At 51.9% G+C, this 17,631-nt stretch carries 12 protein-coding genes; 10 read left to right on the top strand and 2 right to left on the bottom strand.

All coding sequences use genetic code 11. The features are described 5' to 3' along the window. Nucleotides 1-287: TetR/AcrR family transcriptional regulator (locus tag AC5JO6_RS05060; RefSeq protein WP_496079958.1), on the bottom strand; the 287-nt coding region annotated here is incomplete at its 3' end. 241 nt (nucleotides 288-528) lie between these two features. Between AC5JO6_RS05060 and AC5JO6_RS05055 the strand changes: the two genes are divergently transcribed. Then, nucleotides 529-1,371: an acyl-CoA desaturase gene (locus tag AC5JO6_RS05055; protein WP_496079957.1), complete on the top strand. Its 843-nt coding sequence runs from the start codon at nucleotides 529-531 to the stop codon at nucleotides 1,369-1,371. Between the two features lie 183 nt (nucleotides 1,372-1,554). Here the strand turns inward: AC5JO6_RS05055 and rpe are convergent, their stop codons facing one another. After that, nucleotides 1,555-2,265, bottom strand: a complete 711-nt coding sequence (gene rpe, locus AC5JO6_RS05050) for a ribulose-phosphate 3-epimerase (protein WP_496079956.1) — start codon at nucleotides 2,263-2,265, stop codon at nucleotides 1,555-1,557. An 85-nt stretch (nucleotides 2,266-2,350) separates the two neighbouring features. Here rpe and AC5JO6_RS05045 point away from each other — a divergent pair, with 85 nt between their 5' ends. From AC5JO6_RS05045 to AC5JO6_RS05005, 9 genes are all read left to right on the top strand, one after another. Continuing rightward, nucleotides 2,351-4,057 carry a S8 family serine peptidase gene (locus AC5JO6_RS05045; RefSeq protein ID WP_496079955.1) on the top strand — a complete coding sequence of 569 codons (1,707 nt, stop codon included), beginning with the start codon at nucleotides 2,351-2,353 and terminating at the stop codon, nucleotides 4,055-4,057. A gap of 127 nt (nucleotides 4,058-4,184) precedes the next feature. Next, nucleotides 4,185-6,383, top strand: coding sequence for an NACHT domain-containing protein (locus AC5JO6_RS05040; protein WP_496079954.1), 2,199 nt, complete (start codon nucleotides 4,185-4,187; stop codon nucleotides 6,381-6,383). Between the two features lie 283 nt (nucleotides 6,384-6,666). After that, a complete protein-coding gene (locus AC5JO6_RS05035; protein WP_496079953.1) occupies nucleotides 6,667-9,276 on the top strand; it encodes a DNA polymerase III subunit alpha in 2,610 nt (869 codons plus the stop codon). 34 nt (nucleotides 9,277-9,310) lie between these two features. Beyond that, the gene (locus tag AC5JO6_RS05030; RefSeq protein ID WP_496079952.1) at nucleotides 9,311-9,970 is read left to right on the top strand and encodes a Uma2 family endonuclease; all 660 of its coding nucleotides are present in this window, start codon (nucleotides 9,311-9,313) and stop codon (nucleotides 9,968-9,970) included. A 39-nt stretch (nucleotides 9,971-10,009) separates the two neighbouring features. Further along, entirely contained in the window at nucleotides 10,010-10,207 is a 198-nt protein-coding gene (locus AC5JO6_RS05025; RefSeq protein ID WP_496079951.1) for a DUF2283 domain-containing protein, read from the top strand. Nucleotides 10,208-10,367: 160 nt separating this feature from the next. After that, nucleotides 10,368-10,697 (top strand): AbrB/MazE/SpoVT family DNA-binding domain-containing protein, encoded by a 330-nt coding sequence (locus tag AC5JO6_RS05020; RefSeq protein WP_496079950.1) that lies wholly within the window; start codon nucleotides 10,368-10,370, stop codon nucleotides 10,695-10,697. Nucleotides 10,698-10,703: 6 nt separating this feature from the next. Next, entirely contained in the window at nucleotides 10,704-11,108 is a 405-nt protein-coding gene (locus AC5JO6_RS05015) for a type II toxin-antitoxin system VapC family toxin (protein ID WP_496079949.1), read from the top strand. Nucleotides 11,109-11,113: 5 nt separating this feature from the next. Further along, a complete protein-coding gene (locus AC5JO6_RS05010; RefSeq protein ID WP_496079948.1) occupies nucleotides 11,114-12,454 on the top strand; it encodes a helix-hairpin-helix domain-containing protein in 1,341 nt (446 codons plus the stop codon). Nucleotides 12,455-12,790: 336 nt separating this feature from the next. Further along, nucleotides 12,791-17,623, top strand: coding sequence for a translocation/assembly module TamB domain-containing protein (locus tag AC5JO6_RS05005; RefSeq protein WP_496079947.1), 4,833 nt, complete (start codon nucleotides 12,791-12,793; stop codon nucleotides 17,621-17,623). Nucleotides 17,624-17,631 lie beyond the last annotated feature (8 nt).

Here is a 17,631-nt window from a genome sequence, read left to right as displayed (position 1 = left end):
TTGCTTCCCGAAGGTGGGCGGCTTTCGCGGTTCATACCTTGATTCAGCAACGCCTGATTTGCCTGTCGGATTAACGTTTGCCCTAAGTGAGCAAACACGCCCGCATCTTCAATGACTGCTAACAGCAAGCCGTGTTTATTACCAAAATGGCGAAAGAGCGTAACTTCATTCACCTCCGCTAATTCTGCAATCTGCCGCGTGGTTGTGTCTGTAACACCCTGAACGGCAAACAACTCCAGCGCCGCATGAATTAAACGCTGTCGAGTTGGGTTTCGTTGAGCAGACATGGGCAAAATGTAAGTAACACTTGCAAAATTTGAAATTCGCTGTTAGGCTACAGGTGTAAGTAGCACTTGCATTCTCTCCTACTGTAACGGCTTCTTTGGCAAACGAGCTACCGACTGATACTAGCAAGGCATCTCACCACTGAAGGACAGTTGCCACTGGAAGACAGTTGAAAGAGAGTCAGTCTGCCAATCTTGCATCGTTGGATACTGGTTTGTTTTAGTCATTTCGATAAGGATTTTCATGACTTCTAATTCTCTTGAAACTGCCTCCGAGGGCAGACAGTCACAAACGTTGAGCTGGGTAAACGTCGTATTTTTTGGGGCGTTTCATGCGCTGGCGCTACTGGCACCCTGGTTTTTCTCCTGGTCTGCGCTCGGTGTCGCTGTTTTCTTGCACTGGCTCTTTGGCAGCATTGGCATTTGCCTGGGCTATCACCGCATGTTGACGCATCGCAGTTTCTATGTGCCTAAGTGGCTGGAACGGACGATCACGCTCATTGGTGCGTTAGCGTTACAGGGTGGACCGACGTTTTGGGTGGCTGGACACCGGATGCATCACCTCTATACCGAAGATAACGAAAAAGACCCGTACTCGGCTCAAAAGGGATTCTGGTGGAGCCACATGATGTGGTTGTTCTATCCGCAAGCACGCTTTTTCGATCGCGAATCCTACCGACAGTTCGCACCTGACATTGATAAAGATCCCTTCTACCGCTTTTTGGATCGCTACTTCTTGATGCTTCAAATCCCGGTGGGTGTAACGCTCTACTTGCTAGGCGGTTGGTCATTTGTCATCTACGGCGTGTTTCTAAGAGCCGTCTTACTCTGGCACAGCACCTGGCTGATCAACTCGGCAAGCCACATGAGCGGTTATCGTACGTTCAACCCTGATGACAATTCCCGCAATCTCTGGTGGGCAGCGATTTTGACCTATGGCGAAGGCTGGCACAATAACCATCACGCCTACCCCAACGTGGCAAAAGCGGGCTTGAAATGGTGGGAAATTGATATGACCTGGTGGTCGCTTTATGTCCTCAAGCGTCTGGGCTTAGCGAAAAGAGTGGTCATGCCACCAACCAATTAAGTGAATCGATTAACCGCCGAGACGCGGAGGACACAGAGAAACCCTTCTGCGTGCTTTGTGCCTCTGCGGTAGCGTTTCAGGATTGTTGAATCGGCTCACCCCTCAAAATAGAAAACCTTTAAAGCAGAGGGGGCGATCGCCTAACGATCGCCCCCTTTTTGGCATCAAACCGCTCGATACTCTCTAAACCGTTGCCAGTTCTGGAGTGGGGCGTTTGCTGTTGCGGATGCCTGCGATCGCTTCGGCATAATCAGGTGCCTTGAAAACAGCGGAACCTGCGACGATCGCATTTGCACCTGCTTCAATCACCTGCCAGGTGTTGTTCATTTTCAAGCCACCATCGACTTCAATCCAGGGATCAAGTCCACGTTCGTCGCACATCTGGCGCAGTTGACGAATTTTGGGTAAGACACCCGGAATAAAGCTCTGTCCACCAAAACCAGGATTGACGCTCATGATCAAAACTAGATCACACAACTCCAGAACGTAGTCAATCAGCTCTAGAGGGGTGCCAGGATTCAGCACCACACCAGCCAGTTTGCCCAATTCTTTGATTTGTCCCAGCGTCCGGTGTAGGTGCGGTGAAGCATTGTGTTCGCAGTGGACGTAGATGTGATCGGCTCCGGCTTTGGCAAAGTCCTCTACGTACTTTTCTGGCTCAACGATCATTAAATGAACGTCGAGGGGCTTTGTCGTAATGGGGCGAATCGCTTCTACAATCAGCGGTCCGATCGTTATATTAGGAACAAACCGACCATCCATCACATCGACATGAATCCAATCGGCTCCGGCAGCATCAACTGCTCGAATTTCGTCGCCCAGGCGGCTAAAGTCGGCTGATAGAATCGATGGAGCAATCACGATCGGCTTTTTACTGGATGGCGTTTGGGTCATGGCTGTCTGGGTCTCCTAACGGCGCTGTATGGTAGCTAGTTTAACAAACTGTGATTCAAGTCCCTAGTCTTGTGGAGAAACCTTCGTGGTGCGGCGGCACGTTTTGAGGCAACACATTTTGAGAACGTTGGTTTGGTTTAGTGGTGGAGCGAGCACGATCGCACTCAGTACACTCGTTTTAGGCACAACCGCCGCCATAGGGGGAGCACCGCAGCCTAGTTCGATCGGTGAAGCAGGCATTGATGCGCTACGACTGCATGCATCGCCCTACAACTTAATTGGGCGCAAGATTGCGATCGGACAAGTGGAGATTGGTCGTCCTGGTCAGTTTGGCATTGACAAAGCGGTGGCACACAACCGAACGGTGCCATTAATGCGCGTCTTTTTCCGCGATTTGCCTGCTCGGATGAACGCCAATGTGGACGGTCATGCTCAGAATGTTGCCAGTATTATGATCAGCGCTGCCAAAGGGTTGCAGGGCGTGGCACCGGGGGCACGACTGTATTCGTCAGCGGCAGGAACGCCAAAGCGCTATGGGCAACCGGAAGAATGTTTGTCGGCTCAATATATTGCCGAGCAAAATGGTGGCGATGTACGGGCAATCAACTTTAGCTTTGGGGAAGCGCTACGCCAAGATCCCCGACCAAATCCAACCTTGGATGGTAACGCGCTGCTGACTCAGTGCATTGATTGGTCTACTCGTGTACATAACGTTCTGTACATCATTGCAGGCAACCAGGGCAAAGGTGGAATTTCGATCCCGACAGACAATTTCAACGGCATCAATGTTGCCTTTACAACGCGAATGGAGGGCGTGTTTCGCAAGCTTGATTTTGCCAATTTAGGCGATGCATCGGGTTCAGGATCAGCGATCGCAGGCATCGAAAGCAATGTCGGTCCCCGTCGCGCGATCGGGTTGGTCGCTCCTGGCAATGATGTCAGTTTAGTCGCCTTGAACGGCAACCTCACAACCTCCAGCGGCACCAGTTTTGCGGCTCCGCACGTGACGGCAACGGTGGCGCTACTGCAAGAGTATGGCGATCGCCAACTGCGCGAAAGCTGCAAACAACCGGGATGTTTACTGCCCTGGACGCTGGATGCTCGACGTGAGCAGGTGATGAAAGCGGTGCTGCTGAACTCAGCCGATAAAATTAAAGATGCTGGCGATGGGCTGACCTTGGGCATGAGCCGCACGATTTTGGACAAAAACAACCGCAGTTGGATCGAGTCCGATGCGTACAGCGATCGCAAACTGCCCCTGAATACTCAAATGGGAGTTGGTCAACTCAATGCGTTTCGGGCATACCAGCAGTTTAGTCCTGGACAGTACACTCCGGAGGCAGCGGTGCCTGCGATCGGGTGGGACTATCGGATGGTGGGGATCAAGGATAAAGGAGAAGGGATAAAGGACAAAAAGGTAGAAGCAGAGGCTCCATCGTTTCAAGATTATGTGCTGGAAAAACCCTTACAGAAAGGAAGCTTTGTCTCAGCCACACTGGTATGGAATCGTCTGGTGGAGCTGGTAGACAAGAACAATAGCGGTGCCTTTGACATGGAGGAGAGCTTTCGCGATCGGGGCTTAAATACCCTTACTCTGTACTTGATGCGCGCTGAGGCTAATGATGTCAACCAAAGCATCTGGTCAAGTGTCAGCGAAGTAGATAGCGTACAGCACGTTTTTCATCCGGTGCCTGCCACAGGACGATATAAAATTCGCGTCCAGTTTCAGCGCCAGGTAAATGAACCCACACAGCCGTATGCGCTTGCCTGGTGGACGGTGCCCGCTCGCTGATAGCTAGCCAGATCCCCGACTTTTTGAAAAAGTCGGGGATCTACGCGTGACACCTTCTCACTCAAATGCGTGTGGTCAACTGATGAGATGCCAGTACAGTTGATAAAGGTGTAGTGAGCGAATCCCCATGACCTTTGAGCGGATCGCAGTTCAGGCAGCGAGTTTGACCTTAGCAACGATTTTTAGCCGCGTGCTGTGTGACGGTGGCAGTCGAGTTTTGGGCTGGATGGGCAAAAGCCTGGACGAGAAGACCGAGCAACTCATTGCCAGAGCCGCTGTGCAGTATATCCAGAACTATGGCGATCGCCACGGCATTCTCAAAGTGCTGGGAATGCGAGAACCCGTCGCGCTAGAGTCGGTTTATACCAATGTTCAGTTTTTGCACAAGGCGGGTGTCCACTGGTTTGAGTCGATCGAATCGCTAGAGAAAGCCTATCGCCAGTCGGGTAGACGCGGTTTTCAGCTCGATAACGCGGTTAAGCAAGATGGGCTTCAAGTTGCCAACGAAAAGCAATACCTGATGGTGCTGGGTGGACCCGGTGCAGGCAAGTCTACCTTTCTCCGCAAAATGGGCTTGGAAGCACTCAAGGGCAAAGTCGGCGGCTATGCACATGAATGCATTCCTGTGCTGATTGAGCTGAAGAATTTCACTGCCAACGAGATTGATCTAGAGCGGGCGATCGCGCAAGAATTTCGCATTTGCGGCTTCCCTTCACCGGACGAAATCACCACCAAACTGCTGGAGCAAGGAAAACTGCTCATTCTGCTGGATGGGTTAGATGAAGTGCCCACCAAAAACACCGATGAAGCCATCTGTCAGATCCAAAATTTTGTCGATCAGCACGACAAAAATCGCTTTATCGCATCCTGTCGCGTCGCTGCCTACCGTCACAACTTCCGCCGCTTCAGCGATGTAGCAATGGCAGAATTTGACCAGACGCAAATGCAGCAGTTTATTCACAATTGGTTTGGCTCTGCCGCTGATCAAACCGCAGGCACGGCTCAGCGCTGCTGGGAACTGTTGCAAAAGCCAGAGCATGTCGCGGCAAAAGAATTGGGACAAACGCCGCTGCTGCTAACGCTACTGTGCCTGGTGTACGATCGCTCCCAAAACTTTCCCAACAACCGCAGTGGACTTTACTGCAAAGCATTGCGCGTGCTGCTTGAAGAATGGGCAGCCGAGAAGCGCATCATGCGCGAACAAATTTATCAGGGCCTGAACACCGAGCTGGAAGAAATTCTGCTGTCGGAGCTTGCCTACTATGGGTTTGAAGCAGACCGCTTGTTCTTCTCCCAACGCGAAATTGTCAGCCAGATCAAAATCTTTCTCACCTCCAATCTGAACGCGCCGAAGCATTTGGATGGAGAAGCCATTTTGCACGCGATCGCCATTCAACAGGGCATTCTGGTCGAACGCGCAGAAGATGTGTTCTCCTTCTCGCACCTGACCTTACAGGAATATCTCGCCGCCCAGTTCATTGATGATCACAACCAGATTGCGGCACTGGTTGCCCGTCACCTGACCGACGATCGCTGGCAGGAAGTGTTTTTGCTCGTTTCCGGGTTGATGCGCCACGGAGCAGATGAGCTACTGCTGCGGATGGAGCGCAAAACCCGCAAGTACATCAACACGCCACGTCTGGAAGCGCTGCTGCAATGGGCAGACCAAATCACAGCCGATACAGGCGGTGCGATTAAGCCAGCCGCCAAACGAGCTGCCGCCCTTTTTCTGGCAGTGGTACGCGATCGCGCCCAGGATTTGGTGCGTATTCTGCATACTGATCTGGCACGAGTGCTGGATCTGGTGCAAACGCTCGATTTGGTGCGCTCTCCAGCGGCAGTGTCTGCCATTGACCTTTCTCGTGCTGTAAAGCTTGCCCATGCCCTGCATTTGAACTGTGTGCCTGCTCGCGCCAAGACTCGCAGTCGCACCGTTGCTCGGACTTCACGCACGATCGCCCAGGCACTGACCAAAGCTTTGGCACAAGAATTCCATCAGTCCAGAGTGTTCAAAAATATCAACTTCAAAGCAGTCGTTGCCCGATTGGAAGCATTGAAGCTGCGCGAACCGACCGCCAATCAGCCCGAAGCACAACAATCCTACAGCGATCGCCTCTCTCAGCTCTGGCTCCACGCCCTTCAACTCGATGCCGATCTAGTCAACCTTACTGAAGCGGAACTGCAAGCACTGGAAAACTATCTCTATGCCAACTGGTTGATGGTACGTTGCAAGCAAGCGGCTGTCAGAGTATCACCGCAAACCTGGGGCGCGATCGAGCAGCGGATGCTGAGCCTTGAAGGTATAACGACTCATGACGACGGTTAACCCTTTTGAACCGTACCCTTCAGCTTCAAAGCGAACATTCACACGGGTTACTCAAGACATTTTACTCAGACATTTCCAAGCATTTAAGGCTAAATTGCGTTAGTCCTCATCTCAAGCTGAGCCTAAAGCTGATACATTGGTACTAGGATCTGTTCTAAATGTCAACCCACCGTGTAGGAGAACGCTCTTTCTCCACATTTAGCGTTAGTTGTTATGAAAAAAGTCTAGCCGTAGCGCCTGTGATCGAGTAACCTTAGTTGGTTCGCGTGATGGTTGAATCGTTATGTCCTTTGTCGGTCTGCACATTCACAGTGATTACAGCCTTTTAGACGGTGCCAGTCAGTTGCCGGAACTGGTCGATCGCGCCGTTGAGTTAGGGATGAAGGCGATCGCCCTGACGGATCATGGGGTCATGTATGGGGCGATCGAGCTGCTGAAAGTGTGCAAGGGCAAAGGCGTGAAGCCCATCATCGGCAACGAAATGTACATCATGAATAGTGATGTCACCAAGCAGGAGCGTCGTCCCAAGTACCACCAGATTGTGCTGGCAAAGAACGACGTTGGCTACAAGAATCTGGTCAAGCTCACGACCTTATCGCACCTCAAGGGCTTTCAGGGTAAGGGGATGTTCGCCCGCCCCTGCATCAACAAAGAAATGCTGGCGGAGTACCACGAAGGTTTAATTGTCACCAGCGCGTGTTTGGGCGGCGAAGTGCCCCAGGCGATTTTACAGGGAAAACCAGAGATCGCCCGACGAGTGGCACAGTGGTACAAAGACCTGTTTGGCGACGACTACTATCTGGAAATTCAGGATCACGGCTCGCAGGAAGACCGGATCGTGAACGTCGAGATTCTCAACATTGCCCGCGAACTTGATATTCAAATTATTGCCACGAACGATTCCCACTACATTTCTTGCTTCGATGTGGAGGCGCACGACGCACTGCTGTGCATTCAAACGGGCAAGCTGATTTCCGAAGACAAACGACTGCGCTATAGCGGTACGGAATACCTCAAGTCAGCGGATGAGATGCGATCGCTCTTTCAAGATCACCTGACGGGGGATGTGATTGAGGCGGCGATCGCCACGACCCTCGAAGTTGCCGACAAAATTGAGGAATATCACATTCTGGGCGAACCCCGGATTGCAGATTATCCCATCCCAGAAGGCTACAGCACCGCCGACGAGTATTTTGAGCACGTCGCCTGGACGGGGTTGCTGGAACGCTTCAAAGTCCAGTCGCGGGAGGGAATTGAGCCAGTCTACCGCGATCGGATGGACTACGAACTCAAGATGATGCAGCAGATGGGGTTCGCCACCTACTTCCTTGTCGTGTGGGACTACATCAAATACGCCAGAGACCAGCGGATTCCCGTCGGACCCGGACGCGGCTCGGCAGCAGGTTCTCTCGTTGCCTATGCGATGAGCATTACGAACATTGACCCCGTGCATCATGGCTTACTGTTCGAGCGCTTCCTCAACCCCGAACGCAAGTCCATGCCCGATATTGATACGGACTTTTGCATCGATCGCCGGGAAGAAGTGATCAAATACGTCACCGAAAAGTACGGCACCGAGCGGGTCGCGCAGATCATCACCTACAACCGCATGACCTCCAAAGCGGTGCTGAAGGACACGGCGCGGGTGTTGAACATTCCCTACGGCGATGCCGACAAGATGGCAAAAATGATCCCCATCGTGCGCGGGAAACCCACCAAGCTGAAGGTGATGATTTCGGCAGACACGCCTGCGCCGGAGTTCAAAAAGCGGTATGACGATGAGGCGATCGTGCGCCAGTGGATTGATACCGCCATTCGCATCGAAGGCACCAACAAAAGCGTCGGCATCCATGCAGCCGGGGTCGTCATTTCTGCCTGCCCCCTGGATGAACTGGTGCCCCTCCAGCGCAACGCCGATGGAGCCGTCTTCACCCAATACTACATGGAAGACATCGAATCCCTGGGACTCCTGAAAATGGACTTTTTGGGACTCAAAAACCTGACCATGATTCAAAAAACGGTCGATCTCATTGAGCAGACGAAGCACGAGACGATCGATATGGACGGTCTGCCGCTCGATAACCCCGAAGTCTACAAACTGCTGGCACGGGGCGAACTCGAAGGCGTGTTCCAGCTAGAATCCTCCGGGATGCGCCAGATTGTGCGCGACCTGAAGCCCGACAGTCTGGAAGATATTTCCTCGGTGCTCGCCCTCTATCGTCCTGGTCCACTCGATGCGGGACTGATTCCTAAATTCATCAACCGCAAACATGGACGCGAGGCGATCGACTATCCCCACGAAATCCTGACCACGATCCTGAGTGAAACCTACGGCATCATGGTCTACCAGGAACAGATCATGAAAATCGCGCAGGATATGGGCGGCTACTCCCTCGGTCAGGCAGACCTGCTGCGGCGGGCGATGGGGAAGAAAAAGAAAGCCGAGATGGAAAAGCACCAGGAAATGTTTGTGGCAGGTGCTCAAAAGAATGGCGTGAAGGCAAAAGTGGCATCCGATTTGTTCGATCAAATGGTGATGTTTGCCGAATATTGCCTCAGCTACGATACCGAGATTCTCACCATTGAATATGGCGCGATCGCGATCGGCAAACTCGTCGCCAACAAACTCCCGTGCACTATCTACAGCATGACTCCCGCAGGTTACATCTACACCCAACCGATCGCCCAATGGCACGATCGCGGCAACCAACCCGTGTATGAATATCACCTCGACGATGGCTCAACCATTCGTGCCACCAAAGACCACAAATTTATGACGATGGATGGTCAAATGCTGGCGATCGACACCATTTTTGAGCAAGGGTTAGATCTCAAACAAACTGATCTCAAGCAAACTAAAACTTCTGTGCCTGCTACCGTTGAAGCAGGTTGATCTTGTTGGAGCCGATCGCACAAGGAGCCGTCGTATGGTTAGCACTACGCCCCCATCCACCAGCCCCACAATTGTCCTCAAGGGCGAACAGCGGGTGGTCATTCATGGACTGCACTGGAACGCTTACGAACAAATCTTAGGCGCTCTACCCAATCAGCGTCGAGCCAGACTGATCTATGACCAGGGGACGTTAGAAATTACGATGCCAAACGAAGATCACGATTTTTTCGGTCGCATGATTGGGCGTTTCATCTGGATTTTGGTGGAATCACTAAACTTAACTATCAAAACAATGGGTTCCACCACCATGAATTATCCGGCGATCGATCGGTCAGCCGAAGCCGATGAAGCCTTTTACATTCAAAATCAGCCACAGGTCAGCGGTCGAAACATCAACTTTGCCGAAGATCCCCCGCCTGATCTGGTTGTTGAAGTCGATATCACCCACACAGACATCGATAAGAATCGCTTTTATGCCAGTATTGGTGTCCCTGAATTTTGGCGTTTCAATGGTCAAAGCCTCTACATTTATCAACTTCAAGAGGGGCAATATGTTGAAGTCGAAGCCAGTCCGACGTTTCCAACAGTACCCAAAGCTCGTCTTTACGATTTTTTAGAACAATGCCGTACCAATGAAGTGCAGGCAAGTAAAGATCTTCGTCAGTGGGTGCAGCAAGAAATGCAGAGCGATTAATGGTTTAACTGACATGACCTATAAGAACTAGAGACGGTTATGAAAATTACTTATGATCCGGATATTAATGTGTTGAGAATTATCTTGAATAACCAACCCATTGAAGAGAGCGATGAAGGACAACCGGGCATTATTCTTGATTACGATAAAGATGGCAGTGTTATCGGATTTGAAATTCTTGATGCTTCTAAACGAGTAGAAAATCCTCAGTCGGTGGAGTATTCCATTTCTACTTAAAAGCGTGTGTGCGATCGCGCAACTGGGTATTAGCTTCCACGATTGGCTTCAGTTAGCACCCCGGGAAACCAAGCCCGAAGGCTCCAACTTAATGTATATCATTCCCGCTGAACCGCTTTCACTTTAAGCTTTGAACCACTGCCTTTTAGGAGCTAGACCCATGCCAAAAACAACCGTTTCAGCCGATGGGCAAATCATCATTCCAAAAGAAGTTTTGGATTTTCTCAAGCTTCAGGCTGGTGATGAAATCGACTTTCTGATTGAAGAGGATGGTAAAGTCATTGTTCAAAGTGCATCTAGCGACAGTCAGGATGATGATAAATTACCTCCCAGATTGAAGGTTTTGCAGGAGAAACTACAGAGAGGTGAAAAGATTCATGTGCACGATCTCAAAGGTATGTTGCATCGAGAGGGCGATGAGCCGATGTCGATCGAAGCAATGGACGAACTCATGAAACAACACGTTGCGAGTAAAGTATTAGATCACTAAATAGCTATGAAGGGTGTCGATACAAATATTCTGGCTCGCTATTTTTCCGAAGATGATCTAGTGCAGCTAGAGCAAGCATCTCAGCTAATCGATCAGACTGCTCAAATGGGAGATTATCTGCTTGTCAATACCATTGTTCTCTGTGAATTGGTTTGGACTTTGGAATCGCGGTATAAGTATAAAAAATGTCCGCTCATCATCGTAATTGAATCGTTATTGGATACAGAAGTCTTTGTGTTTGAGGATAGGCGAGCGATCGAGCAAGCCTTGGATACTTACAGAATGAGCAAAGCTGGTTTTGCTGATTGCCTTATTAATCGAATCAATCAAGATTTAGGTTCTACAGAAACTTATACATTTGATCGAACGACTGAAGGGTTGGATGGATTTACTGTACTTGTGGGGACTTGAGAGAAATGGTCAAAATTATTAGTCGTCAAGCGTTAGGAACCCAGCCTGTTTTTGACATTGGGGTGTCATCCGACGACCATAACTTTCTGTTGGCAAATGGGTTGATTGCCTCCAATTGTTTCAACAAATCGCACTCGACGGCGTATGGGTATGTAACCTATCAAACGGCGTATCTCAAGGCAAACTATCCGATCGAATACATGGCGGCGCTGTTGACAACGAACAGTGGCGATCAGGATAAAGTGCAGCGGTATATTGCCTCCTGTATGGCGATGAATATTCGCGTGGAGCCACCGGATGTGAACCGATCGGGCATCGATTTCACCCCCTTAGAAGACCGTATTTTGTTCGGCTTAGGCGGTGTGCGAAATGTGGGGATGGGACCGATCGAATCCCTCCTTTCCGCTCGTGAAGAAGGTCCGTTCAAGTCATTAGCGGATCTGTGCGATCGCGTTGATTCTCGTACCGTGAACCGTCGTGCCCTGGAAGCATTGATCTACTGTGGGGCGTTTGACACGATCGCACCCAACCGTCAGCAGCTCATCAAAGATTTGGATCTAGTGATTGATTGGGCACAGTCTCGCGCCAAAGATCGCGCCAGTGGACAGGGGAATCTGTTTGATTTGTTTAGCAGCACAGCGATCAAAGAAGCCCCTGCGAGCTTTGAAACGGCTCCCAAAGCGCCACCCACACCAGATTTTCCTCAACAAGAAAAGCTACGTTTGGAGAAAGAAATTCTGGGCTTTTACATTTCCGATCACCCACTGAAAGCCTTGCGAGAATCGGCGCGGGTGCTGGCTCCCATCAGCTTAAGCGATCTCAACGACTATAAAGAAGGGACGAGTATTAGCGCGATCGTCATGCTCACCAGCGTTAAACCCGTCGTCACGAAAAAGGGCGATCGCATGGCAATCATTCAGATTGAAGATTTGACGGGACACACAGAAGCGGTCGTCTTTCCCAAGTCCTATGAGCGCATCCATCAACACATTCTGGCGGATGCACGACTGATGGTGTGGGGCAAGGTCGATCGCCGCGACGAACAGGTGCAGTTCATCATTGACGATGCCGAGCCGATCGAGTCTGTTCGGATGGTGATGGTAGAACTTGATCCCACGCTTGCCAGTGACATTGAGCAACAGCATCGATTACGCACTGTTCTGCTGCAACAGCGAGGCGAGGATGATAAAGCAAAAGTGTCTGTAGTGGCGATCGTTAGTGCTCAAGACAAGCGCCACTTTGTCCGCTTTGGTCCACAGTTTCGAGTGCAGGACGATCAAGCAGCGATGAATGCGCTCACAAAAGCGGGTTTTCAGGCACGCGTCTCATCGTTAGCAACCGCCTAGGGCGCGTCATCAATTAGCTCCAAAACCCTGCGGTATCACCATAATCGCGCCCGCCCCAACACACCAGGCTAGGGGCTGGAACCCTTGCTGCAAGTCATGTGTAGTTGTAAGTGATGATAGCCCCTAGTGATCGCTTGTTTTAAGTTTCCACATTTGTGCCACATCAGCAAACTGCCGTAATACACGCTGGTTCCAGTGAGGCGATCGAGTCCCAGCACCTTACTTCTCCGTTTGTCACGCGCTCTACAAAATTCTTGAATTAAAAGTTTCTAGAGGATGAGAGATTCGCAAGCATAGGCAGTATATTGGCTCCAGTAGTTACCTTACCCCTTGCAAATGACGCATTTGCCAAGTCCGGGAAGCGATCCCGGTTCAAACTCTAACAGGCGCTCACGGTTACGTTTGTTGAGGCGAGTCGGTCTTCCGATCGGTATCGTAGCCCTAGCTGGAGTGGCGGCTGGTGCCTGGTATGGATGGGTCTTTGTTAACGAAAAGCTGGCTCCGCTGGTGGAGTCCAATCTGAGTGAATCGCTGAAACGTCCAGTGAAGTTGGGCAAAGTAGAACGCTTTTCGCTCACTAGCCTACGCTTTGGTGCCTCATCTGTACCTGCGACAGCAACTGATTCCGATCGTGCCACCGTTCAAGCGGTTGATGTGGCGTTCAACCCCATTCGGTTATTGCTCACGCGCAATTTGAACCTGGATATTACGCTGGACAAGCCAGACCTTTATCTAGAGCAAGCACCGGATGGCAACTGGATCTCTGTGCAGATCTCGGATGAGGAACAGAAGGGACCCGTTAGAACCGAGCTACAGGCGATTCGCTTTAAAGACGCTAAAGCCGTGCTGGTAGCTGCGGGCAAAACGGGTGGCAAAGCAGCTCCTGTAAGGCTTTCGCAGCTTAACGGTAGCGCCAACTTTTTTGACCAGAATCAACGCATCACGTATGCACTGGCAGGACAATCGGACACGGGCGGTAGCTTAAAGATCAACGGCGAAACGCTGCGATCGCAGTCCCAAACCAACCTGCAAGTCCAGGGACAAAACTTTGCCCTGGCAGAGATCGATCGCCTCGTCAAACTCCCGGTCAACCTGCCAGCCGGACGCGCAAACGGCAACATCGGTGTGCAGTTTCGCCCCAATCAGAAAAGCCCTTATCTGACAGGCACCGCAACCTTTACAGGCGCAACGCTGGCGATCCCCAAAGTGCCGTATACATTCACCCAGGCGAAGGGCGGACTCCAACTGCAAGGGACACTACTCACGCTTGAGAACACCGAAACACTCTTTGGTAAGGGTAAAATTCCTGTACAGGCGAACGGCACGCTTGATTTTGATAAGGGCTTTAATCTGACGGCGAAGGTGAAGGCAGTCAGCCTTACTCAACTGTTCAATACCTTTCAGTTAAAGCTGCCTGTGCCAGCAACGGGCGAAGTGATGGCAGACCTGAAGGTAACGGGTGCAACGCAAAAGCCTGTCATCACTGGCGTTGCCCGTAACACAAAACCGGGTAAGGTCGATCGCGTTGACCTCAGCCAATATAGCGCCAAATTCCAACTGAATACGGCAACGTTAGCGCTGGCAATTCCTGCTATTCAGGCAACCCCTGCTGCTGGCGGACTGGTGACGGGTACGGGACAGGTCAAACTCAATAACCCGGTACAGTTGGCGTTCAACATCCAGGCAAAAGACGTTCCCGGAGAGCCGATCGCCAGCGCCTACAATAGCGGCAATACGTTACCCATTGCGATCGGGCGCGTCAGTGCTCAAGCAGTCGTCAGAGGCACGGCAACCAATCCTCGTACCTTTGTCCGTTGGCAGGCACCTGAGGCACAATACGCTGGCTCTGGCGAAATTGCGATCGCCAATGGCGTAATCGCGCTTCAAAACACCAACCTGGCTGTAGCAGGCGGTACTGTCAGCGCCCAGGCACAGGCAAAAGCAGGACGCTGGCAGGCATTGGTCACAGGTTCCAACGTTCAGCTCAATCGCTTTTCTAAAGATCTACGGGGGTTGTTTAGCGGAGCGATCGCGCTGTCTGGTTCGCTATCCAACTTTAGCCCAGCCAGCGTACGTGCTCAGGGGCAGGCACGTCTATCGCAAGGCATTTCGGTCATTGCAGCGCCGCTTGATGCCCAGTTTGCTTGGGATGGGCAAAAGATCGTTCTGCAAAAAGCCACTGCTCCCGGTTTTAGCGCGAACGGTGCCATCTTTGCGCGGTTGACGGGTACGCCAGCGATCACTAATCTAGATTTAAACGTTCGCACGAATAACTACAGCTTGCAGGCGATCGCACTCCCCATTCCCCAAAGTGTTGATTACTCTGGGCGGGTAGATTTTGCCGGACGGTTGACAGGCACCCCTACAAACCCGAACATCAATGGTGGAGTGACGCTGCGACAGTTTGTACTGAATGGCACGGCGTTTGAACCCCTGCTGAGCGGCAATCTGCGTGTAGCAAGGGGCGTGAATTTGAACCTGACAGGGCAGCAAGACCGCATTGCCCTCACGCTCGGTCCCACCTATCAGATTGTTGCCTTCAATATTCAGCGCGGTGAGGCGATTGCAACAGGCAGAACTCAGGGTGATTTACTGCTGGTAGACGCGAAAAAGTTTCCGCTTTCGTTTCTCAACACACCTGCAACAGCCGCCTTTTTCCCGCTGTCAGGTGAGCTAAACGGTACCGTTGCGCTGAGCTTGAGCAGGCTGCGATCGGGCGATTTGAGCCAGCTGAGCGCCAATGGACAATTGACTATCACCCAGCCGACGATCGGTACCTATCGAGCCGATCAATTTGGTGGGCGCGTTAGCCTGACCAATGGTGTCGCAACCCTTAGTGGCGCTGAGCTACGACGGGGTCAAAGCGTCTTTCAACTGGATGCAAGTGCCAAAATCACTGGTTCAGACCCTCAGGTTCAAGCACAGTTAAATATTCCTCAAGGACAGCTTCAGGACGTGCTGGAGTTACTCCAGTTCTTCAACCTGTCTGACTTCTCGCGGGGTGCCACCTTGCCGTCATATGGCAGTGCCGCTGACCTTGAAACGGTGCCTGTTGAGTTCTCCCGCACGACGCTACTGAATCAAATCCGCCGCCTTGCAGAAATTCAAACCTTGAAAGAGCAGGCAGAAGCCCGTCAGCAGGCATCACCCTTACCAGAACTCCGCGAATTAAAAGGGGCGTTTAACGGCACAATCAACGCCTCTGGCTCGTTGCGGACTGGCATTAGTGCTAACTTCAACCTGCGTGGACAGGACTGGCAGTGGGGTAGCGCCCTCTCAGCAAAACGAGTTGTAGCAAGAGGCAACTTCGAGAAAGGGATCCTGACGCTGCTGCCATTGCGCTTCCAATCAGACCAGTCACTGGTCGCCTTTTCGGGACAAATCGGCGGTGCCACACAGTCAGGGCAATTGCGTGTGGAAAACATTCCGGTCGATCGCATAACAGAATTGTTTACCCTACCGATCGACGTGCAGGGCAACCTAAATGCTACCGCGACCATATCGGGTAGCCAGAACAACCCTCAGGTAATTGGGCTACTCAGCCTGGATAACGGCGTACTGAATGGTACCGATGTCCAGCAGGCGCAAGGTAATTTTGGCTATAGTAATGCCCGTCTCAATTTTGGCAGTCGGCTGTTACTGAGCGGCACCGAACCAGTCACGCTGTCTGGCAGCATTCCCCAAAAACTGCCGTTTGCGTCCGTCGAGCCAGCTAGCGATCAAATTCGACTGAGCGTCAATGTCAAAAACGAAGGACTGGCGCTGCTGAACCTGCTGAACAACCAGGTTGCCTGGATCGATGGCAAAGGGCAGGTAACTGCCGAAGTGCAGGGCACGCTCCGGCAACCGATCGCCACTGGCACTGCCAGCGTCGAAAATGCCACACTGCAAGCAAGAGCACTCCCCGAACCACTTGAGGGCGTGACAGGTACGATTCGCTTCGACCGCGATCGCCTGCGGGTAGACAACATCAGCGGTCAATTTACACGCGGCGATGTCACGGCAGCGGGCGTTCTGCCAATTTTTGCTGCCTTTTCTTCAAGCGACCCCGACCAGCAAACACCCCTTAACGTCTCTCTCAACAAGGTGGGGATCAACCTGAAAGGGCTGTATCAGGGTGGAGTCGGCGGCGACGTGCAGATTACAGGTACGGCGCTCAATCCTATCATTGGCGGCACGATTCAACTCTCAGACGGACAGGTGCTGTTGGCAGGTTCAGAAGGCGGCACCAACGCTAACACTGGTGGCACCAGTACCAGCAATGGCGGCACAGGAACCAATGGCAACCCAACACCTTCGCTCGGCAGTGCCTCTAATGTCATTACCTTTAACCAACTGCGGATTGCGCTGGGCGATCGCGTTCAGGTCGTCAATGCTCCGCTGCTAAGTTTCGTTGCCACCGGAGATCTGACCATCAACGGCACCCTGGATGACCTCAAACCAAAAGGACTGATTAGCCTCAAATCTGGTCAGGTCAATCTCTTCACGACTCAATTTACCCTGGCTCGTGGCTATCCCCAAACCGCTGAATTTGTTGAGAACCAGGGGCTGGATCCAAACCTGAACGTGCGCCTCATTACGTCTGTGGCAGAAGTAACCAATAGCCGCTTGCCTGCATCAACGCTGTCGTCTGAAATCAATGACTCAACGATCACAGCCTCTGCCTACGGCTCCTTGCAAACCGTTCGCATTCAGGCACAAGTGCAGGGACCTGCCAGTCGGCTCTCTGACAACCTCAAGCTCACCAGTAGCCCCTCTCGCAGTGAAACCGAGATTGTGTCTCTATTAGGCGCTGGTTTCGTCAGTACGTTAGGGCGGGGCGATACTGCCTTGGGCATTGCGAATCTGGCTGGCTCTGCACTGCTGAGCAACATCCAGGGCATTATTGGTAATGCGCTTGGACTCAGCGAATTTCGCCTTTTTCCTACGGTGACTCGCCCGGATCGAGCGCGTGATACCAGCGGCGGTAGTTCCGCTCTTGGTTTAGGGGCAGAAGCGGCGATCGACATCACCCCAAGCATTTCGCTCTCGGCACTCAGAATCTTAACCTCAAACCAACCCACTCAGTTTGGTATTCGCTATCGTTTCAATGACCAACTGCTACTGCGCGGTTCCAGCGATTTTTCTGGCGATAGCCGTGCTGTCGTCGAGTACGAAACGAGGTTTTAGGTCAACAA

This window comes from Tildeniella sp. (assembly GCF_059505325.1).
This window is presented reverse-complemented; position numbering and strand designations above follow the sequence as displayed.